Source organism: Cupriavidus alkaliphilus (assembly GCF_900094595.1).
Taxonomy (GTDB): domain Bacteria; phylum Pseudomonadota; class Gammaproteobacteria; order Burkholderiales; family Burkholderiaceae; genus Cupriavidus; species Cupriavidus alkaliphilus.
Window position 1 is genome coordinate 494,049 of record NZ_FMAD01000003.1, and the last position, 22,505, is coordinate 516,553.

General features: G+C 66.5%; 21 protein-coding genes and 3 tRNA genes. 3 read left to right on the forward strand and 21 right to left on the reverse strand.

What is annotated here, in order from left to right; translation table 11 throughout:
* Nucleotides 1-124 precede the first annotated feature (124 nt).
* Together GA0116996_RS08905 and GA0116996_RS08910 are read right to left on the reverse strand one after the other, a co-directional pair.
* Nucleotides 125-487, reverse strand: coding sequence for a hypothetical protein (locus tag GA0116996_RS08905; RefSeq protein WP_092309558.1), 363 nt, complete (start codon nt 485-487; stop codon nt 125-127).
* A 714-nt stretch (nt 488-1,201) separates the two neighbouring features.
* Nucleotides 1,202-2,296: a YeiH family protein gene (locus GA0116996_RS08910; RefSeq protein WP_092309561.1), complete on the reverse strand. Its 1,095-nt coding sequence runs from the start codon at nt 2,294-2,296 to the stop codon at nt 1,202-1,204.
* A 99-nt stretch (nt 2,297-2,395) separates the two neighbouring features.
* Here GA0116996_RS08910 and GA0116996_RS08915 point away from each other — a divergent pair, with 99 nt between their 5' ends.
* Nucleotides 2,396-3,337 carry a LysR family transcriptional regulator gene (locus GA0116996_RS08915; RefSeq protein WP_092309564.1) on the forward strand — a complete coding sequence of 314 codons (942 nt, stop codon included), beginning with the start codon at nt 2,396-2,398 and terminating at the stop codon, nt 3,335-3,337.
* A 10-nt stretch (nt 3,338-3,347) separates the two neighbouring features.
* Here the strand turns inward: GA0116996_RS08915 and GA0116996_RS08920 are convergent, their stop codons facing one another.
* The 6 genes from GA0116996_RS08920 to uvrC form a co-directional block, all read right to left on the reverse strand.
* Nucleotides 3,348-4,580 (reverse strand): cation:proton antiporter domain-containing protein, encoded by a 1,233-nt coding sequence (locus GA0116996_RS08920; RefSeq protein WP_092309567.1) that lies wholly within the window; start codon nt 4,578-4,580, stop codon nt 3,348-3,350.
* 359 nt (nt 4,581-4,939) lie between these two features.
* Nucleotides 4,940-5,013, reverse strand: a tRNA-Cys gene (locus tag GA0116996_RS08925).
* A 123-nt stretch (nt 5,014-5,136) separates the two neighbouring features.
* Nucleotides 5,137-5,212, reverse strand: a tRNA-Gly gene (locus GA0116996_RS08930).
* Between the two features lie 60 nt (nt 5,213-5,272).
* Nucleotides 5,273-5,348 (reverse strand) — tRNA-Gly (locus GA0116996_RS08935).
* 171 nt (nt 5,349-5,519) lie between these two features.
* Nucleotides 5,520-6,119 carry a CDP-diacylglycerol--glycerol-3-phosphate 3-phosphatidyltransferase gene (pgsA, locus tag GA0116996_RS08940; RefSeq protein ID WP_092309570.1) on the reverse strand — a complete coding sequence of 200 codons (600 nt, stop codon included), beginning with the start codon at nt 6,117-6,119 and terminating at the stop codon, nt 5,520-5,522.
* A gap of 116 nt (nt 6,120-6,235) precedes the next feature.
* Nucleotides 6,236-8,230 (reverse strand): excinuclease ABC subunit UvrC, encoded by a 1,995-nt coding sequence (gene uvrC / locus GA0116996_RS08945; RefSeq protein WP_092309573.1) that lies wholly within the window; start codon nt 8,228-8,230, stop codon nt 6,236-6,238.
* A 172-nt stretch (nt 8,231-8,402) separates the two neighbouring features.
* Here uvrC and earP point away from each other — a divergent pair, with 172 nt between their 5' ends.
* The gene (gene earP / locus GA0116996_RS08950; RefSeq protein ID WP_092309576.1) at nt 8,403-9,590 is read left to right on the forward strand and encodes an elongation factor P maturation arginine rhamnosyltransferase EarP; all 1,188 of its coding nucleotides are present in this window, start codon (nt 8,403-8,405) and stop codon (nt 9,588-9,590) included.
* Between the two features lie 205 nt (nt 9,591-9,795).
* Entirely contained in the window at nt 9,796-10,356 is a 561-nt protein-coding gene (gene efp / locus GA0116996_RS08955; protein ID WP_010814696.1) for an elongation factor P, read from the forward strand.
* A gap of 94 nt (nt 10,357-10,450) precedes the next feature.
* On the opposite strand, the gene nagZ is transcribed toward efp, so the two are convergent.
* The 13 genes from nagZ to GA0116996_RS09020 all read right to left on the reverse strand — a co-directional run bounded on the left by nagZ (nt 10,451) and on the right by GA0116996_RS09020 (nt 22,475).
* On the reverse strand, nt 10,451-11,500 hold the full coding sequence (gene nagZ, locus GA0116996_RS08960) for a beta-N-acetylhexosaminidase (RefSeq protein ID WP_092309579.1): 1,050 nt from the start codon (nt 11,498-11,500) through the stop codon (nt 10,451-10,453).
* Nucleotides 11,501-11,514: 14 nt separating this feature from the next.
* The gene (acpS, locus tag GA0116996_RS08965) at nt 11,515-11,937 is read right to left on the reverse strand and encodes a holo-ACP synthase (protein ID WP_092309582.1); all 423 of its coding nucleotides are present in this window, start codon (nt 11,935-11,937) and stop codon (nt 11,515-11,517) included.
* A complete protein-coding gene (pdxJ, locus tag GA0116996_RS08970) occupies nt 11,934-12,716 on the reverse strand; it encodes a pyridoxine 5'-phosphate synthase (RefSeq protein ID WP_092309585.1) in 783 nt (260 codons plus the stop codon). The genes acpS and pdxJ overlap by 4 nt, the downstream gene beginning before the upstream one ends.
* A gap of 34 nt (nt 12,717-12,750) precedes the next feature.
* Nucleotides 12,751-13,638 (reverse strand): DNA repair protein RecO, encoded by an 888-nt coding sequence (recO, locus tag GA0116996_RS08975; RefSeq protein WP_092309588.1) that lies wholly within the window; start codon nt 13,636-13,638, stop codon nt 12,751-12,753.
* Nucleotides 13,639-13,692: 54 nt separating this feature from the next.
* The gene (gene era / locus GA0116996_RS08980; protein ID WP_092309591.1) at nt 13,693-14,628 is read right to left on the reverse strand and encodes a GTPase Era; all 936 of its coding nucleotides are present in this window, start codon (nt 14,626-14,628) and stop codon (nt 13,693-13,695) included.
* Entirely contained in the window at nt 14,625-15,395 is a 771-nt protein-coding gene (rnc, locus tag GA0116996_RS08985) for a ribonuclease III (RefSeq protein WP_012353305.1), read from the reverse strand. The genes era and rnc overlap by 4 nt, the downstream gene beginning before the upstream one ends.
* A 1-nt stretch (nt 15,396) precedes the next feature.
* Nucleotides 15,397-15,792: a DUF4845 domain-containing protein gene (locus GA0116996_RS08990; RefSeq protein WP_092309594.1), complete on the reverse strand. Its 396-nt coding sequence runs from the start codon at nt 15,790-15,792 to the stop codon at nt 15,397-15,399.
* 46 nt (nt 15,793-15,838) lie between these two features.
* On the reverse strand, nt 15,839-16,738 hold the full coding sequence (gene lepB / locus GA0116996_RS08995; protein WP_092309597.1) for a signal peptidase I: 900 nt from the start codon (nt 16,736-16,738) through the stop codon (nt 15,839-15,841).
* 98 nt (nt 16,739-16,836) lie between these two features.
* Entirely contained in the window at nt 16,837-18,630 is a 1,794-nt protein-coding gene (lepA, locus tag GA0116996_RS09000; RefSeq protein WP_092309600.1) for a translation elongation factor 4, read from the reverse strand.
* Between the two features lie 197 nt (nt 18,631-18,827).
* A complete protein-coding gene (locus GA0116996_RS09005; RefSeq protein WP_092309603.1) occupies nt 18,828-19,133 on the reverse strand; it encodes a glutaredoxin family protein in 306 nt (101 codons plus the stop codon).
* Between the two features lie 6 nt (nt 19,134-19,139).
* Entirely contained in the window at nt 19,140-20,627 is a 1,488-nt protein-coding gene (locus tag GA0116996_RS09010) for a DegQ family serine endoprotease (RefSeq protein WP_092309606.1), read from the reverse strand.
* Between the two features lie 130 nt (nt 20,628-20,757).
* Nucleotides 20,758-21,837 (reverse strand): MucB/RseB C-terminal domain-containing protein, encoded by a 1,080-nt coding sequence (locus GA0116996_RS09015; protein ID WP_092309816.1) that lies wholly within the window; start codon nt 21,835-21,837, stop codon nt 20,758-20,760.
* A gap of 8 nt (nt 21,838-21,845) precedes the next feature.
* Complete coding sequence (locus GA0116996_RS09020; RefSeq protein ID WP_092309609.1) at nt 21,846-22,475, reverse strand: sigma-E factor negative regulatory protein; 630 nt, start codon at nt 22,473-22,475, stop codon at nt 21,846-21,848.
* Nucleotides 22,476-22,505: the final 30 nt, after the last annotated feature.

The following is a 22,505-nucleotide window of genomic DNA, read 5'->3' on the forward strand; positions in this document are numbered from 1 at the left end:
CCTCGATCAAATTGCGCCACTCAGTCCGGAACCAGCCCGGCACCGTTATGTCGCAATGCAGCGCCAAAAGAAAAGGCCCCAGTCGGGGCCCTTCCTTCATGACACGCTGGATCGAAGACAGCGCTCAATCGCGCCACCTGCCGTGACCATGCCCGTGACCATGCCCATGGCGATGGCCGCGGTGATAGCCCGGCGGGCCATAGTAGCCGCGGTGGCCGCCGTAATAGCGGGGCGGGCCGTAATAACCAGGCCCGTAGTAGACCGGGCGCGGCCGAACCACCACCGGCGGCGGACCGTAATAGACCGGGGCCGGCGCCACCACCACGGGCGGCGGGCCATAATAGGCCGGAGCGGGCGGATAATACGCCGGCGCACCGATCACCACGCCCGGAACGCCGACGGACACGCCAACGCTCACATGGGCCATGGCTGCGCCAGACGCCAACCCGGCGGCAATACCGCATGCTGCAAGCCACCAACGTTTCATATCCGCCTCTCAAAGTGGGATGTCTCGTAATGGATATTGTAGGGGTTCGGAAATTTCCAGGTGCAACGGCGCACACGACATTGTTACCAGCCGTAACAGTGTCGTCACTTTTCGCTCGAGGCTGGTCTGAGGGGTCGGGGGTTCGCGCCCCCTGCCCTTTCGTCTTCGCCGCAGCTTGCATCCGGGATGCGGAGCCACCACAATATCGGGCTTGCCGCGCGCTGCGCCAACCGGAGCCGGTCTGGCGCCAACCGAAAAAGACGCAGCGCTCGCGCCCGAGTGGTGAAATCGGTAGACACAAGGGACTTGAAAATTTGAGCCTTCGGGGGGAAACGCCCGAAGTGACGCCCGTCAAAGTCGGCGAACGCCCTGGATGCATGGCATCCGAGCCAACGCCGAGCCAAGCCCAACCGCCATGGTTGGGAAGGTGTAGAGAGCAGACGGCGGGCACCTACGGCCGCGAGGCTATGGTGAAGGCGTGCTCCAGCCCACGAACAGCGCCCGCGCTGGCGGCGAAAGCCGAAGTGGGAAGAAAATCCCTCGCCGCAAGGCGTGCCGGTTCGATTCCGGCCTCGGGCACCAATCCACGGCTGCCACCATTTGCGTGGCAGCAACATCCTGCGGACCGCCGGTCACTGCCGACGGCCGCCAGATTTGCAGCAAAAGAAAAAGGGGGCCATCGCCCCCTTTTTAGCCTGGCTCCTGACTGCTCCGTCACGCCATCGCGTAGCACATCAGCGCCCCCACCCCCATCAGGAACACGAACAGCACCCCGGCCAGGGCCAGCGGCTTGCGGCCGGCGCGCACCAGGTCGCCGATACGGGTGTGCAGGCCGATCGCCAGCATTGCGCAGGCCAGCAGCCAGTTGTCCAGCGCGATCAGCGGCGCCTTCCAGGCAGCGGGCACGGCCCCGGCCGAGTTCACCGCCATCACGGCGACAAAACCCACCGCAAACCACGGCACCGACTTCATGATGCCGCGCAGGCGGCCGGCACCGGCGCCGGACTGGGCCGGTTGCGAGCCGCCCTGCGGCCACAGCGCCATCACCAGCAGCAGCGGGCCAAGGGCCAGCACGCGCACCATCTTGGCCACCACGGCGGCGTCGGCGGTCGGTTCGCTGATCATCTTGCCGGCAGCGATCACCTGCGCCACCTCGTGCAGCGTCGCCCCGGTAAAGATGCCGAACATGCGCTCGCTGACGGCCCAGTGCCAGTGTCCGGTGGCCAGTTCGTACAGGTAGGGATAGAGCAGCATGCCGACGGTACCGAACAGCACCACCGTCGCCACCGCCACGGCAGTCTGCTTGTCGTCGGTGCGCACCACCGACGACACCGCGATTGCCGCAGCTGCGCCGCAGATGGCACTGCCAGAGCTGACCAGGATCGCCTCGCGTCGGCTCAGGCCGAACCAGGCCGTGCCGATCCAGGTGCCGAACAGCAGCGTGGCGACCAGCATGGTCAGCGGCACGGCGATGCCGGGCAGCCCCAGCGCAACGATCGAGGCGAAGGTCAGGCGCAGCCCGTACAGCGCCACGCCCAGCCGCAGCAGGTAATGCCGCGCCACCTGCATGCCGGGGGCCAGCGGCGCCAGCCAATGGCGCGGCAGCGTATTGGCCGCGACCATGCCGGCGCACATGGCCAGGGTCAGCGCGCTGAGTCCGTAGCGCGATACCGCCGGATGCTCGGCCAGCGCAATCGCCAGCCAGGCAATGCCGCCCAGCGGGAGCAGCGTCAGCAATCGCTGCGACCAGGGCGGCGGCAGGGCCGGCGCGGCGGCCGGGGTGGTGCGGGGGCTGGAGACGGAAGACATGGCAGGCTCGGGTCGGTGTGCTTTAGTGACTCAAGCGTAATGGCGCCCACCTAACCCGTAAAACGGGTAATATCGTTATGCCTTATTTATTTTTTCGATATGGACCCGCACCCCACACCACCGGCGGCACCGCGGCCGGAACAACGGCCGCTGCGCTTGACGCTGCGCCAGCTGTCGGTCTTCGTCGCGGTCGCCCAGCATGGCAGCACCATGGCGGCGGCGCAGGCACTGGCGATGTCGCAATCGGCCGTCAGCGCCTCGCTGGCCGAGCTGGAGCGCGCGCTGGACAGTCCGCTGTTCGACCGCATCGCCCGTCGACTCAGCATCAATGAGACCGGCCGGCAATTTTTTCCGCGCGCGCTGTCGCTGCTGGACCAAGCCCAGGAGCTGGAGCGTTTTGCCGGCCAGACCGGGGTCCAGTTGCGCATCGCCGCCAGCAACACCATCGGCAGCTACATGCTGCCCCCGCTGCTGGCGGGTTTCCGCCACTCACGCAGCGGGCCGTGCACGCTGGACCTGCGCATCGGCAATACCCGCGAGGTGCTGCAGTCGCTGCTGCAGTTCGAAGCCGACATCGGCCTGGTCGAGGGCGCCAGCCATGAACGCGACCTGCGCAGCGTGCGCTGGTGCGACGATGAGATGGTGGTGATCGTCGGTCCCTCACATCCGCTGGCCGCGGCGCCCCATGACCTGGTGGCCCTGCGCGATGCCGAGTGGATCGTGCGCGAGCCGGGCTCGGGCACGCGCGAGGTGATCGAGGAGCGGCTGGTGCCGCTGCTGGGTGAACTGCGCTTCGCGCTGGAACTCGGCAATGCCGAGGCCATCAAGCGCGCGGTGATGAGCGGATTTGGCGTCAGCTGCCTGTCGCTGCACGTGGTGCGCGACGAACTCGAGCGCGGCACGCTGGTGGCAATCCGCGACGGTCTGCCACGCATCGTGCGGCCCCTGCAACTGGTGGTGCACCAGGACAAGTTCCCGACCCAGGGGCTGCTGGCGTTTACCGAATACCTGCGCACGATGGCGCCGCGCATCGGCGCCTGAAGGAAGCCACTCAGGCCGGCTGGGGATCCGCGCCGCGGCTGCGGCGCGCGGTGTACACGTCGAGCATGTGGAACAGCACGGGATTGAGCATGATCGACAGCAGCGCGCCGGCCAGGATCAGCGCCTGGCCGCGCTCCGGCAGGATCTTCAGATAGACGCCCAGGCTGGCAAGGATGAACGAGAACTCGCCGATCTGCGCCAGGCTGACGGCAATGGTCATGCCGGTCTGCCCCGAATGCCCGAAGGCGCGCACGATGCCCAGCGCCGCCAGCGACTTGCCGACCACGATGATAAACACCGTCGCCAGCACGCCCCAGGGGTCGTTCACCAGCACCATCGGGTCGAACAGCATGCCTACCGAAACGAAGAACAGCACGGCGAAGGCGTCGCGCAGCGGCAGCGATTCCTCGGCCGCGCGATGGCTGAATTCGGATTCCGCCAGCACCATGCCCGCGAAGAACGCACCCAGCGCAAACGACACGCCGAACAGCGCATAGGCGCCATAGGCCACGCCCAGCGCCGTCGCCAGCACGCCCAGCCGGAACATCTCGCGGTTGCCGGTCCACACGATGCGCTCGAGCATCCAGGGGATAAAGCGGCGGCCGATCACCAGCATCACCGCGACGAACGCCGCCACCTTGCCCAACGTGGCGAAGATCGCCAGCACCACCTCGCCCGTGCCCGGGCCGGCGTCGCCGGAAGGCGCGCCCGCGCCGGCCAGCAGGCCCGCCATCGCCGGCAGTAGCACCAGCGCCAGCACCATCGCCAGGTCTTCGACGATCAGCCAGCCGACGGCGATGCGTCCCTGCGGCGATTCCACCAGGTTGCGTTCCTGCAGGGCCTTGAGCAGCACCACGGTGCTGGCCACCGACAGCGCCAGACCGTACACCAGCCCCTGCCCCCACGACCAGCCGAAGCCCCACGACACCAGCATGCCCATCAGCGTGGCGATGCCGATCTGCACCACCGCGCCCGGAATGGCGATGCGCTTGACCGCCATCAGGTCCTTGATCGAGAAATGCAGGCCCACGCCGAACATCAGCAGGATCACGCCCAGCTCGGCCAATTCCGGCGCCAGCGCCTGGTCGGCGGTGTAGCCGGGGGTATGCGGACCCACCACGATGCCCGCGCACAGATAGCCGATCAACGGCGGCAGGCGCAGCCGGCTGGCGACCGCGCCAAGGATAAAGGCCAGGACGATACCGCCGACGATGGTACTGATAAGCGGGGTGGCGTGATGCATGCGTGCGGGATTCCTCGTGTCAGGGCTGAACGGCTAACCCGCTCCCTTGCTCGGGCAAGGGGCACAGCGCATCCGGCGCGCACCAGCGGTCAGCGCGGGACAGTCGCCGCAACCATCGGCAGCAGCATCGGAACGGGGAAGAACGGGAAATGCCGCAGCGGCCCCGGACACGCCGGCGGCGTGTCACGGATCGGGATGGCGATTGACATGCAGCCCCGCGAGCCAAGCCGCGGAGCCCCCCGAAAAGCGTACGACAGGAGTAATGTAACATGCCCGCCACGTCTGGGCGGCGCAGCCGGTCCATGGAAGCGGTCCGGAAAAACAAAAGCGGCGCCAAGAGGCGCCGCTTTGCTTGCAACTGGAGGCGGAGGTCGGAATCGAACCGGCGTACACGGCTTTGCAGGCCGCTGCATAACCACTCTGCCACCCCGCCAGGTGACGTGCTGCTGGATTGTATCCGCATTCAGTCGAGGCTGCCGCAGCGCTTCGATGCGGCATGCCGCGGTGCGGCGATTCAACCCAAACAAAAAGGGAAGCGCTGCTTCCCTTTGGGGATTGGAGCGGGAGACGAGTCTCGAACTCGCGACCTCAACCTTGGCAAGGTTGCGCTCTACCAACTGAGCTACTCCCGCATACAACTTTCACTGCCAGCCCCGCACCGCGATGACCACGCTGCCGGACCTGATTTGACCTGGAGCGGGAGACGAGTCTCGAACTCGCGACCTCAACCTTGGCAAGGTTGCGCTCTACCAACTGAGCTACTCCCGCAGGGCACCACTAAAATCGAATCAAGGTGTTTTATGCTACAAAACGCCGATATCTCACAACATCTTGCGCCAAACCCACCTTATCTCGCTGCTTTCGCTTGCGTCGTCAGCAACGAGAATGAGATTATGCAAAGAACTGCCCTCCCAGTCAACAACTTTTTCGAATTTCTTTTCATTTCGGCGCGCCTGCGCGCGCCACCACGTTGCTGCGTTCGCGGATCTGCGGCCACGCCAGCTTCATGTAGTAGATCATCGACCACAGCGTCAGCACCGCCGCCACGTAGATCATCCAGGTGCCGAGCAGGTGGGCATTGAAGCCGAACAGGTGGTCGCTGAACAGCAGCAGCGGAATCGCCACCATCTGTGCGGTGGTCTTGAGCTTGCCGAGGAAATTCACCGCGACGCTCTTGGAGGCGCCGATCTGCGCCATCCACTCGCGCAGCGCCGAAATGGTGATCTCGCGGCCGATGATCACCAGCGCGATCAGGTCGGTGACCCGGTCCAGCGCCAGTAGCGACAGCAGCGCCGCGGTCACCATCAGCTTGTCGGCGACCGGGTCCAGGAACGCGCCGAACGACGAGGTCTGGTTCCAGCGCCGCGCGAGAAAGCCGTCGAGCCAGTCGGTCACCGCGGCGATGATGAAGAACGCCGCCGCGGTCAGGTTCTTGGTGTGCATCGGCAGCCAGGCGTCGGGCAGGTAAAAGACCCCCACCACCAGTGGAATCATGGCGACGCGAAGCCAGGTCAGCAGGATCGGGATATTGAAGGGCATGGAACTCGGACGGCGGGGGGACGGTAACCAATCCTGCGATTGTCGCCGATTTCGGGGCCAATCGAGCATTTCCGGCGATTGGCGTGCCGGCCCGCCGCGGGTCGCGGCGGACGCGGTCAGTGCAGCTGCCGGTAGATTTCCTCGGCAAGGCCGCGCGAAATGCCCTCGACGCTGGCCAGTTCGTCGACGCTGGCGGCCATCACGCCGCGCAGGCCGCCGAAGCGGGTCAGCAGCTTCTGGCGCCGGCGCGCGCCGATGCCCTCGATCTCTTCCAGCCGCGAGGTGGTGCGCGTCTTGGCGCGGCGCGCGCGCATGCCGGTGATGGCAAAGCGGTGCGCCTCGTCACGGATCTGCGCCACCAGCATCAGCGCGGCACTGCCCTGGCCCAGTTCCAGTGCGGGGCGGCCATCGGCGAACACCAGCGTCTCCAGCCCCACCTTGCGGCCCTCGCCCTTGGCGACGCCGACCAGCAGGCCGATATCCAGGCCCAGCTCCTCGAACACCTGCCGCGCCACCTCGACCTGGCCCTTGCCGCCATCGATCAGCACGATCTGAGGCACCAGCGCGGCGGCCTCGCTGCCTTCGATGCCGCCGTCTTCCTGGATCTGCTCGACCAGCTTCTGATAGCGCCGCGTCAGCACCTGGCGCATCGCCGCGTAGTCGTCGCCCGGGATGATGTCCTGGATGTTATAGCGGCGGTATTCGCTGTTCTGCATGTCGTGGTGGTGGTACACCACGCACGATGCCTGCGTGGCCTCGCCGGCGGTATGGCTGATGTCGAAGCACTCGACGCGCAGCAGCGCCAGGTCCTCAAGGTCGAGCCCGATGGTTTCCGCCAGCGCCCGCGTGCGCGCTTCCTGGCTGCCCTGCTCGGCCAGGCGGCGCGACAGCGCCAGCGCCGCGCCCTGCTGCGCCATCTCCAGCCAGATCTTGCGCTGGCCCTGCGGCTGGCGCACCAGCGTGACCTTGCGCCCGGCGTGCAGCGCCAGCGCCTCGAGCACCGCGCCATCGTCCGGCACATGGCTGACCACGACGATGGGCGGCGCCGGCTGCTCCAGGTAGTGCTGCACCATGAAGGCCGACAGCACGCGCGTGGCGATGCGGTCTACCGTCAGCGGCAGCGCGGCGTCAGTCTCCTCGACGCTGTCCTCGGCGCGCTCGTCGGCGTCCTCGACGATCATCGCCGCTTCATCCGCATGGGCCGGGAAGTAGGCCTTGTCGCCCAGGTGGCGCCCGCCGCGCACCATCGCCAGGTTGACGCAGGCGCGGCCACCCTCGACCGCAACCGCCAGCACGTCGATGTCGCGCGCCTGGCCGCCCACCTCTTCCACCGCCTGGCGCTTGAGCACGGTCGACAGCGCCGCGATCTGGTCGCGCACCGCCGCCGCCTGCTCGAACTCCAGCCGCTCGGCGTGCTGCTCCATCTTGCCCTGCAGGCCCTCCAGCACCTCGCTCTGGCGGCCCTGCAGGAAGCGCGCCGCGTTGGCGACATCGCGCGCGTAGTCGTCCTCGCTGATGGCGTTGACACACGGCCCGGTGCAGCGGTGGATCTGGTGCAGCAGGCATGGCCGCGTGCGGTTGTTGAAGACGGTGTCCTCGCAGGTGCGCAGCTGGAACACCTTCTGCAGGATCTGCATGCTCTCGCGCACCGCGTAGGCGCTCGGGAACGGGCCGAAGTACTGGTGCTTGCGGTCGGTCGCGCCGCGGTAGTACGCCATGCGCGGGAAGCGATGCCCGGTCAGCTTCAGGAACGGGTACGACTTGTCGTCGCGGAACAGGATGTTGTAGCGCGGCGCCAGCGCCTTGATCAGGTTGTTCTCGAGCAGCAGCGCCTCGGCCTCGGTGCGCACCACGGTGGTCTCGATGCGCGCGATGCGCGACACCATCATCGCGATGCGCGGCGACAGCTGGGTCTTGTTGAAGTAGCTCGCCACCCGCTTCTTCAGGTCGCGCGCCTTGCCCACGTAGAGCACGTTGCCGTTCGCGTCGAAATAGCGGTAGACGCCGGGCAGGCCCGGCAGGCGCGAGATGACGGGACGGGCATCGAAGGGCTCGGCCGGAGCCTCGGCAGGGGCTTCAGACTGCGTTTGCGCTGGCGCGGCAAAAGGCATCTCGGCGTGCGCCTCGGCCGGTACCTCGTCGGCGGGTTTCGGGGAATCGGGTTGCTGGTCTGACATGTGGGGACGGTGACCGCTGCGGACCGGCGCGCGTCAATGCCGCGCGGCCTCTAAAATCGCAAGTTTAGAGCAATTCAACCGCGCGCCCCGCCGGCCACCACCTCTCATGCCTATCCGCTCCTGGGACATCTTCTGCACCGTGATCGACAACTTCGGCGACATCGGCGTCTGCTGGCGGCTGGCCCGCCAGCTGGCGCAGGAGCACGGGCACGCGGTGCGGCTGTGGGTCGATGACCTGGCCAGCTTCGCCCGGCTGGCACCGGAGCTGGATACAGCCGCAGCGGTCCAGCACCTTGCCGGGGTGGAAATCCGCCCCTGGCATCCGTCCGCCGCGGCCGGCGAGGTGGACGGCGAGGTGGACGGCGAAGCGGACGGCACCGCCGGCGCCATGCCGCACGATGCCGTCATCGAAGCCTTCGCCTGCCACCTGCCGGCGACGTTCCTCGAGCGCATGGCGGCGCGTGCGCCCAAACCCGCGTGGATCAACCTGGAGTACCTGAGCGCCGAGCCATGGGTGCGCGAACATCACGCGATGCCGTCGCCCCACCCGCGCCTGCCGCTGGTCAAGCACTTTTTCTTTCCCGGCTTCGAGGCCGGCACCGGCGGGCTGCTGCGTGAATCGATGCTGGGCGCGCAACGCGCCGCCTTCCTCGACGGCGCGGCGGCGCAGGCGTCATTGTGGCACCGGCTGGGCGTGACGCCGCTGACCGACGCGCTGCGCGTGAGCCTGTTCGCCTACCGCAATCCGGCGCTGCCGGCGCTGCTTGAGCAATGGCGCGACAGCACCGAGGCCGTCCATTGCCTGGTGCCGGCCGGCCTGGCGGCAAGCCAGGTGGCAGAGTGGCTCGGCGCCCCGCTGCAGGTGGGCCGGCCGGTCGCGCGCGGCAGTCTGTGCGTGCAGGCCATCCCCTTCGTGCGGCAGGAACACTATGACGAACTGCTGTGGGCCTGCGACCTCAATTTCGTGCGCGGCGAGGACTCCTTCGTGCGCGCGCAGTGGGCGGCGCGGCCGCTGGTCTGGCACATCTATCCGCAGGACGACGACGCCCACCGAGCCAAGCTCGACGCCTGGCTCGACCTCTTCGCGAAGAGCGGCGTGGCGACGGAAGCGGCCGCGGCGCTGGCCGATTTCTGGCACGCCTGGAACGGCTACGGCAATGCGCCCGACTGGCCGCGACTGCGGGCGCAGCTGCCGGCACTTGCGGCGAGCGCGCCGCGCTGGGAGCGGCGTTTGCAGCATCCCGGCGACCTTGCCGCCAACCTGGTGGCGTTTTGCGAAAATCAGGTAAAATAACCGGTTGATCCAAATGGCGACCGGGCCGGAGAACCAGGGTCTTGCCGGGCGTGAAATCACCACGCGAGGCAACGGCCTAAAGCAAGCTGGGCACGGGGTCGCGAGCGCGTGGATCCTGGCTCTCGCGGGCTTACCGCGGGCACGCCGGCAGCGCGCCTTCGCCATTCCAAATTCCTAGACTTTATTTTTCAGGAAATCAGTTCAGATGAAAATCGCACAGGAACTCCGCGTCGGTAACGTGTTCATGATCGGCGGCGATCCGATGGTCGTGCAGAAGGCCGAGTACAACAAGTCGGGCCGCAACGCCGCTGTGGTCAAGATGAAGTACAAGAACCTGCTGACGGACGCACCGGGCGAGTCGGTGTTCAAGGCCGACGACAAGTTCGAAGTGGTGGTGCTCGAGCGCCGCGAATGCACCTACTCGTACTTCGCTGACCCGATGTACGTGTTTATGGACGCCGACTACAACCAGTACGAAGTCGAGAAGGACAGCATGGGTGACTCGCTGAACTACCTCGAGGACGGCATGAACGTTGAAGTCGTGTTCTACAACGACAAGGCCATCTCGGTCGAAATGCCGACCACGCTGGTCCGCGAGATCGTCTACACCGAGCCGGCCGTCAAGGGCGACACCTCGTCGGGCAAGGTGCTCAAGGGCGCCAAGATCAACACCGGCTTCGAGCTGCAAGTGCCGCTGTTCTGCAACATCGGCGACAAGATCGAAATCGACACCCGCACCGGCGAATACCGCAGCCGCGCCAACTAAGGCGCTGGTCTGGCCCCGCTTCAACGCGGGGCGGGCAAAAAAAATGGCAGCCTCGGCTGCCATTTTTTTTGCGCACGACGCGCGGCTCACGCGTTCAGGCGATCAGCCCGTGTTCCTTCAGCGTGCGCAGCGCGGCGCGGTACTCGCCCTCCTGCTGCAGCTTGTTCCAGTCGAGCGGCTTGCGGCGCGCGAACAGCTTGCGGATGCGGCGCTGCGAGGGCTTGTCGATCTCGACGTCGAGCTCGCTCAACAGCTGGTCGGCGCGGTCCGGGTGGTTGCAGATCAACACCATGTCGCAGCCCGCGCCCAGCGCGGCGCGCGCGGCCTCGGTGACGGTGCCCGCGACGCTGGCGCCTTCCATGCTGAGGTCGTCGCTGAAGATCACGCCCTCGAAGCCCAGCTGCGCGCGCAGCACGTCCTGCAGCCAGTAGCGCGAGAAGCCGGCCGGGCTGGGGTCGACCTTGGGATAGATCACGTGCGCCGGCATCACCGACGACAGCGACAGCCCCAGCCATTCATACGGGCGCGCGTCCTGGCCCAGGATCTGGTCCAGCGGGCGTTCGTCGACCGGGATCGCCACGTGCGAATCCGCCTCGACGTAGCCGTGGCCGGGAAAGTGCTTGCCGCAGTTGCTCATGCCCGCCAGCAGCAGGCCGTGGTTCAGGTGGCCGGCCAGCATCGACACCACGCGCGGGTCGGCGTGGAAGGCGCGGTCGCCGATCACGGCGCTGCGGCCATAGTCGAGGTCCAGCACCGGGGTGAAGCTCAGGTCGATATCGCAGGCGCGCAGCTCGGCGGCCAGCAGGTAGCCGCAGGCGACCGCCGCCTTGGTCGCGGCCAGCACATCACGTTCCCACAGTTCCCCCAGGCGATGCATCGCCGGCAGGTGGGTAAAACCGTCGGTCTTGCAGCGCTGCACCCGGCCGCCTTCATGGTCGATGCAGATCAGCACGTCGTCGCGCACCGCGCGGATCGCGCGCGTCAGCGCCTGCAGCTGCGCGCGCGACTCGAAATTGCGCGCGAACAGGATCACGCCGCCGGTGAGCGGATGCGCGATGCGGCGCGCGTCTTCCGCGTCGAGCTGCTTGCCGACGACATCGAGGACCACCGGGCCCGGCCGCTTGCCGGAATTCTTCTTGGACATGGAAGTGGTTGGGTTCACAAGGCTGTAGGTTGAGACGCCGCCGCGCCGCTGCGCTCGGCAATGGCGAAGGCGACTGCGTAATCATGTTCGTCACTGACACTGACCCGCACGACCAGCCCGCGTTCCGCCAGCCACGCAGCGAGCTCGCCATGGCACACCGCGGTGGGCTCGCCGGAGGGCAGGTTCATCAGTTCCATCGCGCGCCACGTCATCGGCCAGCGCATGCCCAGGCCGATCGCCTTGGAGAACGCCTCCTTCGCGGCGAAGCGCGTCGCCAGGAACGCCAGGCCGCGCTTTTCCGAACGCGCCTTGCGGGCATGGTACTTGGCCAGCTCGTCGGGGCCCAGCACCTTTTCGGCGAAACGGCCGTTGGTGCGCGTCATCACGCCCTGCACGCGGGCGATCTGGATGATGTCGGTGCCGACGCCGTAAATCACGCCGAGGTGCCCCCGGCCGGATATTGCGTGCCCAGGCGCGCGGCCACCATGATCGCCTTCATCTCGCGCACCGCATTTTCCCAGCCTGCGAATACCGCGTGCGCGACGATGGCGTGGCCTATGTTCAGCTCCTTGATGCCCGGCAGCGCCGCGATCGGCTGCACGTTGGTGTAGTGCAGCCCGTGGCCGGCATTGACCACCAGGCCGTGCTTCTGGCCGGCATCGGCGCCGTCGGCAATACGGCGGAACTCGGTGGCCTGTTCGTCAGGCGTATGCGCGTCGGCATAGCGGCCGGTATGCAGCTCGATCACGGGCGCGCCGCAGGCCGCGGCCGCGGCGATCTGGTCCACGTCCGGATCGATGAACAGCGACACGCGGATGCCGGCGCCGGCCAGCTGCGCGCACGCCACCTTCACCTGCTCGAAACGCCCGGCCACGTCGAGCCCGCCTTCGGTCGTCACCTCTTCGCGGCGCTCCGGCACCAGGCACACGTCCTGCGGGCGGATCTCGCAGGCGATGTCGAGCATCTCCTGCGTGATTGCGCATTCCAGGTTCATGCGCGTGGCCAGCTGCGGGCGCAGCGCATGCACGTCGGCATCGCGGATGTGGCGGCGGTCTTCGCGCAGGTGCAGCGTGATCAGGTCGGCGCCGGCCTGTTCGGCCAGCAGCGCGGCGCGAATGGGATCGGGGTACACGGTGCCGCGCGCGTTGCGCAGCGTGGCCACGTGGTCGATGTTGACGCCAAGGTCGATGACGCCCGGATTTGCGTGGAAGATCATGCGAGCAGGTGCAGGAGTGAGTCGGAGGTTCTTGTCAGAGGTACTGCAGGTCGATCAGTATCTGGCGCGTCTTCAGGGGTGCGCCTTGCAGATAATAATGCAGCAGGAAACGCATCAGCGCGCGGCTTTGCGCGGCGGTCTGCGCGCGGCTGTAGTCGTCCTGCGCCATGTCCAGCAGGGTCTGGCCCGACACCACCGGCCAAGTCGACGGATCGCTCGGCTGGGCGCGGCGCACGCCGCGCTCGGGCTGGTAGACATAGTCGAGGCCCGGCAGCACCCGCTCGCCGGTGCTCAGGCACTGGTCGAACGCCACCGCGAAACCGGTTTCCTGCAGCAGCACGCGCTCGAAGCCGCGCAGCACCAGCCCGGCCGGCTCGCCGTGCGCCAGCCGCGTCAACGTCGACAGGTAATGGCGGAACAGCACCGGATGGGCGTCCTCGCGCGGGCAAAAGCGCATCAGCAGTTCGTTCAGGTAGAACGCCGACAGCAGCGCGTCGCCGGCCAGCGGGGGCATGCCGCCGACCCACTCGGCCTTGGTCAGGGTCTTGACCTCGCCGCGGCCGCTCCATGACACCGAGACCGGATGGAAGTGCTGCAGCACCGCGCGCAGCGCCGAGTGCGGGCGCTTGGCGCCCTTGGCCACCATCGAGATGCGGCCGTAGTCGCGCGTGAACACGTCCAGGATCAGGCTGGTCTCGCGGTAGGGCCAGGCGTGCAGCACGAACCCCGGCTGCTCGGCCACGCGCGACTCGGGCCGCGCCGGCACGATGCGCATGGCACGATCCATCATCGCGCGTGCGGCGGCGTCGGCCATGCCGGGCAGCGCGCCGCTGTCGAGCAGTTCGGCGGCCTCGTCGACCACGGGGTCGGCGCGCCGGCCCTTGGGCGCGGGCGCGCGCGCGATGTCAGCGGTCTTGCTCACGGGGCGCTCGCTGGGGGCTCGCTGTCAGGTTGGGCGTCGGGACCGTTGCCGGGTTCACTCGTAGCCGTACGCGCGCAGGCCGGCTTCATTGTCGGCCCAGCCGCTCTTCACCTTGATCCACATTTCCAGGTAGACCTTGCCGTCGAACAGCTTTTCCATGTCCAGGCGCGCCTCGGTCGAGATCTGCTTGAGCTTGCTGCCCTTGTTGCCGATGATCATGGCCTTGTGCGCATCGCGCTCGACCAGGATGGTGGCAAAGACGCGGCGCAGGCGCCCTTCGGTCTCGAACTTGTCGATGATCACGGTGCTGGTGTAGGGCAGTTCGTCGCCGGTCCAGCGGAACACCTTCTCGCGGATGATTTCCGAGGCCAGGAAGCGCTCGCTGCGGTCGGTCATGGCGTCGGCGTCGTACATCGGCTCGCCTTCCGGCAGGTAAGGCCGGATGATGTCGAACAGCCGCGCGATGTGGTCGCGGGTCTTGGCCGACATCGGCACCACTTCGCGGAACGGGAACAGCTGGCCCATCTTTTCCAGGAAGGGCATCATCACTTCCGAGCGGTTCTCGCCGATGCGGTCGAGCTTGTTGGCCACCAGCAGCACCGGCGTGTTCTTCGGCAGCAGCGACAGCACCTTCTCGTCGTCGGCGCCGTAGTAGCCGGCCTCGACCACGAACAGCACCAGGTCCACCGACGACAGCGTGGACGTGACCGCGCGGTTCAGCGAGCGGTTCAGCGCGCTGGCATGGCGGGTCTGGAAGCCCGGCGTGTCGACGAACACATACTGCGCGTCATCGGTGGTCTGGATGCCGACGATGCGATGCCGCGTGGTCTGCGCCTTGCGCGAGGTGATGCTGATCTTCTGGCCGACCAGCGCGTTCATCAGCGTGGACTTGCCCACGTTGGGGCGGCCGACGATGGCCACGGTGCCGCAGCGGAACGCCGCGGCCGGGGTATCCGCCGCGTCTTGCTGCGGATGGGTAGATTCGGTCATTCCTTCAACCTGAGAGACAGCTGCGGGTCCTGCGGCTGGGGTTGCTTGCGGGTCTTGCCGGTACGCTCGGCGCGGCTGCGCTTGAGCAGCTGCGGCACCAGCTTCTGGACTTCGTCCAGCGCCAGCTTGGCGGCGGCCTGCTCGGCGGCGCGCCGTGACGCGCCGGTGCCGAACACCCGGACTTCCAGTTTAGGCACGGTGCACTCGACTTCAAACTGCTGGCTGTGCGCGGCGCCGTGTGTGGCGATTACGTTATATTGCGGCAGGGCAATCTTGTGGCCCTGCAGGTATTCCTGCAGCAGGGTCTTGGCGTCCTTGCCCAGCGTGCGCGGGTCGACCTGCTCCAGGATCGGGATATAGAGCTTGCGGATCAGCGCGCGCGCGGCATCGAAGCCGGCGTCGAGAAACACCGCGCCGACGATGGCTTCGAGCGCATCGGCCAGGATCGACGGGCGGCGGAAGCCGCCGCTCTTCAGCTCGCCCTCACCCAGGCGCAGGGTGTCGGACAACTGCAGCATCTGGGCGATCTCGTACAGCGCCTGCTGCTTGACCAGGTTGGCCCGCACCCGCGACAGGTCGCCCTCGTCGAGCTTGCCGAACATGCCATAGAGCATGTCGGCCACGGCGCAGTTGAGCACCGAGTCGCCGAGGAATTCCAGGCGTTCGTTGTGCTGGGCGCTGTGGCTGCGGTGCGTCAGCGCCTGTTGCAGCAATTCGGGCTTGCTGAATCGGTAGCCGAGTCGTTGCTGCAAGGCGTCGAGGTTCATATCAGTGCTGCGTTCCTGAATAGGTAATCAACAGGCTCAGGGGTCCGTAGACAGGCACCTCGGTGCGGTACGAGAAATCGACCGACTGGATGGTGCCGTTATCGTCTTCCCGGATCAGCAGGTTCTCGCCCTTGACCGCGGTAATGCGGTCGATGGCGGCCTGCTTCTCGAAGAATTCGACCACTTCACGTTTGTTGGCGGCGCGCTGCTTGGCATAGCCGGCGGCGCGCTTGACCGAAAAATATTCCACCAGGCTCGGGATCGCGCGCAGCGCCGGCAAGGCCACGCCGACCACGAACACCACGATCACCAGCAGCGTCCAGACGGAAAACCCGCCGGCGCCACCCCGGCGCCATGCCGGATGGTTTCCTGCCCCCACCTTCCCAAATCGACCCATCGCGCCTGCCCTCGTTTTGTTGAGTGTTCTTGCGCCGCGGAGATGCTTATTTAAACGATCCCACGCGTCCGAAATTGCCAAGGTTCATCCAGATCACGAACGCCTTGCCGACGATGTTCTGGTCCGGCACGAACCCCCAGTAGCGGGAATCGAGGCTGTTGTCGCGGTTGTCGCCCATGACGAAATAGTGACCTGCAGGTACCTTGCAAGTCACACCCTGTTGATTGTAGGTGCAGTTGTCCCGGTACGGAAAATCCGGATCCGCGCCGGCGATAAAGGCCGGGCGGTCGGCGTCGTTCAGGATGCCATGGTCGACGCTGCCCGGGAGCTTTTCGCGGAAATGACGCGAATAGGCCAGGCGCTCCTCGTCGAGGAAGTCAGGCAGCGTGGTGTACTCGGCCGGCTTGCCGTTGATGGTTAGCCGCTTGTTGGCGTACTGCACCACATCGCCCGGCACGCCGATCACGCGCTTGATGTAGTCGAGCGACGGATCTTTCGGGTAGCGGAACACCATCACGTCGCCGCGCTGGGGCTCGCCCATGTCCATGATCTTCTTGTTCACCACCGGCAGGCGGATGCCGTACTCGTACTTGTTGACCAGGATGAAGTCGCCGATCAGCAGCGTCGGGATCATCGAGCCGGACGGGATCTTGAACGGCTCGACCACGAACGAACGCAGCACGAACACCGCCAGGATCACCGGGAAGAAGCTGGCCGAATATTCGAGCCACCACGGCTGTCGCAGCTTTTCCTCGGCCAGGCGCTTGCGCGTGGCATCGGCATCGGCCGTGCCGAAGCTGCCCTGCAGGCGGCCCTGCTGCGAATCGAACTCGGCCAGCGCGAGCCGCGCCGAAGAGCGGCGCTGCCGCTCGAACACGAGCTTGTCGGCCACCCACGCCACGCCCGTAATCACCACCAGCACAAAAAGGATCAGTGCAAAATTCATGACGGCTTCTGGTTCTTGGAAATCCTGGTACAGCCTGTTCTGTCACCACGCCGGCAAGGCTGCAGGACATGGCCCTGCCCCTGCCCTGCGCGCGGCAATTATTTGTCGTCGACTTGCAGGATGGCCAGGAAGGCCTCCTGCGGAATCTCGACGGTACCGACCTGCTTCATCCGCTTCTTGCCCGCCTTCTGCTTTTCCAGCAGCTTTTTCTTGCGCGAGATATCGCCACCGTAGCACTTGGCCAGCACGTTTTTGCGCAGCGCCTTGACGTTTTCGCGGGCGATGATATTGGAGCCGATCGCGGCCTGGATCGCCACGTCGTACATCTGGCGCGGAATGATCTCGCGCATCTTGGCCGCGACTTCGCGCCCGCGGTATTGCGAATTGGAGCGGTGCACGATCACCGACAGCGCATCGACCTTGTCGCTGTTGATCAGGATATCGACCTTGACCACGTCGGACGGACGATATTCCTTGAACTCGTAATCCATCGACGCGTAGCCGCGCGACACCGACTTCAGGCGATCGAAGAAGTCCATCACGATTTCCGCCATCGGGATCTCGTAGGTGAGCTGCACCTGCTTGCCGTGGTAGCTCATGTTGATCTGCGAGCCACGCTTCTGCGTACACAGCGTGATCACCGAGCCCACATACTCCTGCGGCATATACAGATTGACCGTGACGATCGGCTCGAGGATCGCCTCGATCTTGCTGGGGTCCGGCATCTTCGCCGGATTTTCCACGGTGACCGTGGTGCCGTCGCGCATCTCGACCTGGTACACCACCGTCGGCGCGGTCGTGATCAGGTCCATGTCGAACTCGCGCTCCAGGCGCTCCTGCACGATCTCCATGTGCAGCAGCCCCAGGAAGCCGCAGCGGAAGCCGAAACCCAGCGCCTGCGACACTTCGGGCTCGAACATCAGCGAGGCATCGTTGAGCCGGAGCTTTTCCAGCGACTCGCGCAGCGCCTCGTACTGGTTGGCTTCGACCGGGTACAGGCCGGCGAACACCTGCGGCTTCACTTCCTTGAAGCCCGGCAGCGGCGCTTCGGCCTTGCGCTGCACGGTGGTGATGGTATCGCCCACCTTGGCGGCCTTCAGTTCCTTGATGCCGGCAATGACAAAGCCCACCTGCCCGGCGGTCAGCGCGTCGCGCTGGATCGACTTGGGCGTGAACACGCCCACCTGCTCGACCAGGTGCTGCGAGCCGGTAGCCATCAGCAGGACCTTGTCCTTGGGGCGCAGCGTGCCGTTGACCACGCGCACCAGCATCACCACGCCGACATAGTTGTCGAACCACGAATCGATGATCAGCGCCTGCAGCGGTGCGTCGGCATCGCCCTTGGGCGGCGGCACCTTGGCGATCAGCGCCTCGATCACGTCCTGCACGCCCTGGCCGGTCTTGGCCGAGCACGGCGTGGCGTCCTGCGCATCGATACCGATGACGTCCTCGATTTCCTGGATCGCGTTGTCCGGGTCGGCCTGCGGCAGGTCGATCTTGTTCAGCACCGGCACCACTTCCACGCCCAGCTCGATCGCGGTGTAGCAGTTGGCCACGGTCTGGGCCTCGACGCCCTGCGAGGCGTCGACCACCAGCAGCGCGCCTTCGCAGGCGGACAGCGAGCGGCTGACTTCATAGCTGAAGTCGACGTGTCCCGGGGTGTCGATCAGGTTCAGGTTATAGACCTTGCCGTCGCGCGCCTTGTAGCTCAGCGCGGCGGTCTGCGCCTTGATGGTGATGCCGCGCTCTTTTTCGATATCCATCGAATCGAGAACCTGCGCTTCCATCTCCCGATCCGACAGCCCTCCACAAAGCTGAATGATCCGGTCGGCCAGGGTGGACTTCCCATGGTCGATGTGGGCAATGATCGAGAAATTACGGATATGGTCCATCTAGTGTTCAGGGAAGCGCCGGCTGAAAGCCCGGGCGGCAACAAGCAGTGAAGCGGCCCGGCGCCGCGCGCCGCAAGGCGAGCGCGGGCGTACCGCGGGTTCGGGGGGTGCAATTTTTGCGCCAATCCGCAATTTTACCGGATTTTCAATGACTTCCGGGTCGTCATATGGTGGCGTGGCGCGGATGCCGGCGGCGTTCAGCGATCGGTGCGCGCGGCGCCATGTGCGGCAAGCCATACCCTTGTCGCCGCCTCGTCGAGGAAATAGTGACAAAGGGGCGCGGCATTCGCCGACGAGTCTGCCGACAAGTCCGCCGGCGTGCCGGGCATCAGCACCGGTACCAGCTCGCCAAAGCGCGCCTCCAGCGCGGCATCGGCGTCGACATCGACTTCATGAAGGATGAAAGAAAAATCGCGCCGGAGCGTCTCCAGCGCGACTTTCATGTCTTCGCAAAGGTGGCAGTACGCCCGGCCGTACAGCGTCAGCGCGGGCGTGCCAGCCATGGCGGATCAGCGCGCCGAGGCGGCGCCGGGTCGCAGCGTCAGCACCTGGGTGGCGTCGCCGCGCCGCACGAACACCGCGGCGATCCGGCTCTTGTCCAGGCCGCGCACCAGCTCGTTGAACTGGCGCGCGTTGGTCACGTCGGTGTCGCCCAGGCGCAGGATGATGTCGCCCGGACGGATGCCGGCCCGCAACGCCGGGCCGTCGGCCACTTCGACCTCGACGCCGGACTTGAGCTTGAGCTCCTTCAGGCGCGCCTCGGGCAGGTCGCTGACCACCAGGCCGAGCGCGTTGGGCTTGCCGGCCTGCGGCGCGCTGTCGTCCTTCGGCGTTGCCCCGCTGCGGGCGCGGGCCTTGCCGTCCGGCTCCAGCTCGGTGACGGTGATGCTGACCTCGCGGGTCGCGCCCTTGCGCCACAGCTGCAGCGGCACGCGCGTGCCGGGCTTGGTCTCGCCGACCATGCGCGGCAGGTCCGAGGCCCGCTCGATATCGCGGCCGTTGAACTTCAGGATGATGTCGCCCGCCTCGATGCCGGCCTTTTCGGCAGGACCGCCCGGCTCGACACTGCCGACCAGCGCGCCGCGCGCCCGGCCCAGGCCCAGCGAATCGGCAACTTCCTTGGTGACGTCGCCGATCGCCACGGCAATGCGGCCGCGCGTCACGCGCCCGGAGGACTTGAGCTGCTCCGACACGCGCATGGCCTCGTCGATCGGAATCGCGAACGAGATCCCCATGTAGCCGCCGCTGCGGCTGTAAATCTGCGAGTTGATGCCGATCACTTCGCCGCGCAGGTTGATCAGCGGCCCGCCGGAGTTGCCGGGATTGACCGCCACGTCGGTCTGGATGAACGGCAGGTAGTCGCCGGTGTCGCGGCCCTTGGCCGAGACGATGCCGGCGGTCACGCTGTTGTCCAGCCCGAACGGCGAGCCGATCGCCAGCACCCACTCGCCGGCGCGGACCTTGTTGGAATCGCCCAGCGGCAGGCGCGGCAGCCCGCTGGCCTCGACCTTGAGCAGCGCCACATCAGTGCGCTTGTCGGAGCCGATCAGCTTGGCCTTGAACTCGCGCTTGTCCGGCAGCGTCACGTAGATGGTCTCGGCGTCGGCGACCACGTGCGCGTTGGTCATCACATAGCCATCCTGGCTGATGATGAAGCCCGAACCCACGCCGCGGCTCTGCTCTTCCTGCTGAGGCGGCTGGCCGCGGCGCGGCGGAGTGCCCGGCGCCGGGGCGCCGGGCATCGGCACGCCGAAGAAGCGGCGGAAGAACTCGGCCATCTCGTCGTCGCCGCCCGGTACGCCGCGCTGGCGCACCAGTTCGGTGGTGCGGATATTGACCACGGCCGGGCTGGCCTTCTCCACCAGGTCGGTGAAGTCAGGCAGGTTGTAACTGGAGGCAGCGGCCTGGGCGTGGCTGACTTCGGCAACGGTCGGGCCGAGCAGCATCATGGCAGCCATGACCACGGCCCGCGCCAGGGCTGGAGATCTGAACATCATCGACAACTCCCGGGATTCAGCGAAAAGAAGAAAAACCGACTGGATGTGATCCCGTGGCGGGGGACCCCTGCGCAGGTTTCATGGAGCCGGCCTCGGACGAAATCCGGGCACCGGCTGCACCTGCTCACGCTCAGTGTACCGTCTTGGGCGGACGGTACTCTACGGCCGTCGCAAACTGGCGCACGGTGCTCGCCGGCACCTCGCCCACCACCGTGATCCAGAAATCGGCAACCCGGCGCACCACGACCTGGGTCGCGCCGAGCGCGGCCACGCCTTCGCGGCGCGCACGTTGCTCGGAAACTGGTTCAATGAAGACCGACAGGCCGGTCAGCCCGTCGCTGTAGACCACCTGCAGCACTTCGAACACCTGCCCGCGGGCATTGCCGGCAGCCGGGGCGCGCAACTCGCCGAGCGGGCGGCGCACCTCGCGGATCTTCTGGAACCCCTTGAGCGGCACCGCGATCGTCCAACCCTCGTCGGCGATGTTGGTGGGCTGGTAGGTCACCTCGTAGTGATTCCAGCTGCTGGAATTCTTGATCGCACCCAGGATGCGCTGCTTCTCGGACGGCACGCCGATCTGCACCTGCGAGAACGACACCTGCTCCAGCACCTTGCCGCCGTCGCCGATGGTCTGCGCGCGCATCAGCAGGCCGGAGTTCTTCTCCGCCCACAGGCGCACCGCGTAGCGCGCGGCATCGTGCGGTTCCAGCGCAAAGACCTCGCACTCCATGCCGGCCACGCGCTCGGCGGGCATCTTGCGCATGTCGTACAGGTCCAGCACATCGTTCTTGTTGGTGGCGAGCAGCGCCGGGAAGCGGTCCTTGGCTTCCTGCTTTTCCACCACCACCAGCTTGGCTTCGGGGATCAGGCTGTGGACCACGTCGTTCTGCCGCAGCACTTCGCGCGGCTTGCCGTCGAGGGTTTCCAGCCGCTCGTATTCGTTGTGGACGAGGTCGCTGTAATGCTGGATACGCGAGGCGTGCATGACGCTGCCGCGCTGATAGATCAGCGTGCCGACATAGTTCTCGCGCTGTGCGGCTTTATGGATCTTGTTGAGCCAGGCAGTGGCGTCGCGTCGGTTCAGCGTACTGTCCGCGGGCTGCGCGGTGGCCGCTGCAGCGCTCAGACACAAGGCCAGAAAAAAGGACCTACGCAGGGCCCTAATTCTCTGCGCGCCCGCTACATAGGCGGACGAACCTCCTTTATGCATGTCCGGCATTATTCCTGCGTATTTTCCTGAGTGAAGTTTGCACCGTTGGCAACCGTGCGCATGGTCGGCACGAAAGCATCCGTTGCCACTGAAGTGCGATGCGCACGCAGGTATTCGTCCAGGCGCGGGTCGCGGATCATCTGCGGCGCGTCCGCGGCAACCGTGACGATGCCGGCGGCCTGGCCGGCGGCCGGCTGCTCGGCACGGGCCACCACGGCGTCAGGCGTTCCGACCGTGGCCGGGCCGCGCATCTGCGGCACCACCACCCAGCTCACCGCGGCTACGGCGGCGGCGATCGCGGTGCCCGGCATCACGCGGCGCACCCACGACGGCCTGACCAGCAGGCGATGGCGGGCCCCGGCCTGCGCCACCGCCGGCACCAGCACGTGCGGCTCGGCTTCCAGGCGCGCGGAGAAACGCGAGAGAAAATCGGCGGTCGACCCAGCCTGCGTCAGGTCTTCGGAACGCAGCGCGTCGCCGATCAACTGGTATGTGGTCCAGTCGGAAAGGCCGGCCTCGCTCTTTGCGAGATCCAGCACGGCATCGACTTCGTGCGGTGCCAGTTCGCCATCCATCAATACGGAGATCTGCTCCGCTGCTTCCACTACATGAACCGACTGCTTATGAGCCTGACCCATTTCCCACCCCAAGACATTCCATTGAACACC

What these genes read in the sequence shown, in the direction of transcription:
- nagZ (WP_092309579.1), bottom strand. Translation starts at nt 11,500, where the DNA reads ATGTCCAAGAAGAATTCCGGCAAGCGGCCGGGCCCGGTGGTCCTCGAT.
- rnc (WP_012353305.1), bottom strand. Translation starts at nt 15,395, where the DNA reads ATGAACCTCGACGCCTTGCAGCAACGACTCGGCTACCGATTCAGCAAG.
- GA0116996_RS08915 (WP_092309564.1), top strand. Translation starts at nt 2,396, where the DNA reads ATGGACCCGCACCCCACACCACCGGCGGCACCGCGGCCGGAACAACGG.
- era (WP_092309591.1), bottom strand. Translation starts at nt 14,628, where the DNA reads ATGACCGAATCTACCCATCCGCAGCAAGACGCGGCGGATACCCCGGCC.
- GA0116996_RS09020 (WP_092309609.1), bottom strand. Translation starts at nt 22,475, where the DNA reads ATGGGTCAGGCTCATAAGCAGTCGGTTCATGTAGTGGAAGCAGCGGAG.
- GA0116996_RS08920 (WP_092309567.1), bottom strand. Translation starts at nt 4,580, where the DNA reads ATGCATCACGCCACCCCGCTTATCAGTACCATCGTCGGCGGTATCGTC.
- lepB (WP_092309597.1), bottom strand. Translation starts at nt 16,738, where the DNA reads ATGAATTTTGCACTGATCCTTTTTGTGCTGGTGGTGATTACGGGCGTG.
- lepA (WP_092309600.1), bottom strand. Translation starts at nt 18,630, where the DNA reads ATGGACCATATCCGTAATTTCTCGATCATTGCCCACATCGACCATGGG.
- GA0116996_RS08990 (WP_092309594.1), bottom strand. Translation starts at nt 15,792, where the DNA reads ATGGGTCGATTTGGGAAGGTGGGGGCAGGAAACCATCCGGCATGGCGC.
- pdxJ (WP_092309585.1), bottom strand. Translation starts at nt 12,716, where the DNA reads ATGATCTTCCACGCAAATCCGGGCGTCATCGACCTTGGCGTCAACATC.
- efp (WP_010814696.1), top strand. Translation starts at nt 9,796, where the DNA reads ATGAAAATCGCACAGGAACTCCGCGTCGGTAACGTGTTCATGATCGGC.
- GA0116996_RS09005 (WP_092309603.1), bottom strand. Translation starts at nt 19,133, where the DNA reads ATGGCTGGCACGCCCGCGCTGACGCTGTACGGCCGGGCGTACTGCCAC.
- earP (WP_092309576.1), top strand. Translation starts at nt 8,403, where the DNA reads ATGCCTATCCGCTCCTGGGACATCTTCTGCACCGTGATCGACAACTTC.
- pgsA (WP_092309570.1), bottom strand. Translation starts at nt 6,119, where the DNA reads ATGCCCTTCAATATCCCGATCCTGCTGACCTGGCTTCGCGTCGCCATG.
- GA0116996_RS09015 (WP_092309816.1), bottom strand. Translation starts at nt 21,837, where the DNA reads ATGCATAAAGGAGGTTCGTCCGCCTATGTAGCGGGCGCGCAGAGAATT.
- GA0116996_RS08905 (WP_092309558.1), bottom strand. Translation starts at nt 487, where the DNA reads ATGAAACGTTGGTGGCTTGCAGCATGCGGTATTGCCGCCGGGTTGGCG.
- GA0116996_RS09010 (WP_092309606.1), bottom strand. Translation starts at nt 20,627, where the DNA reads ATGATGTTCAGATCTCCAGCCCTGGCGCGGGCCGTGGTCATGGCTGCC.
- GA0116996_RS08910 (WP_092309561.1), bottom strand. Translation starts at nt 2,296, where the DNA reads ATGTCTTCCGTCTCCAGCCCCCGCACCACCCCGGCCGCCGCGCCGGCC.
- uvrC (WP_092309573.1), bottom strand. Translation starts at nt 8,230, where the DNA reads ATGCCTTTTGCCGCGCCAGCGCAAACGCAGTCTGAAGCCCCTGCCGAG.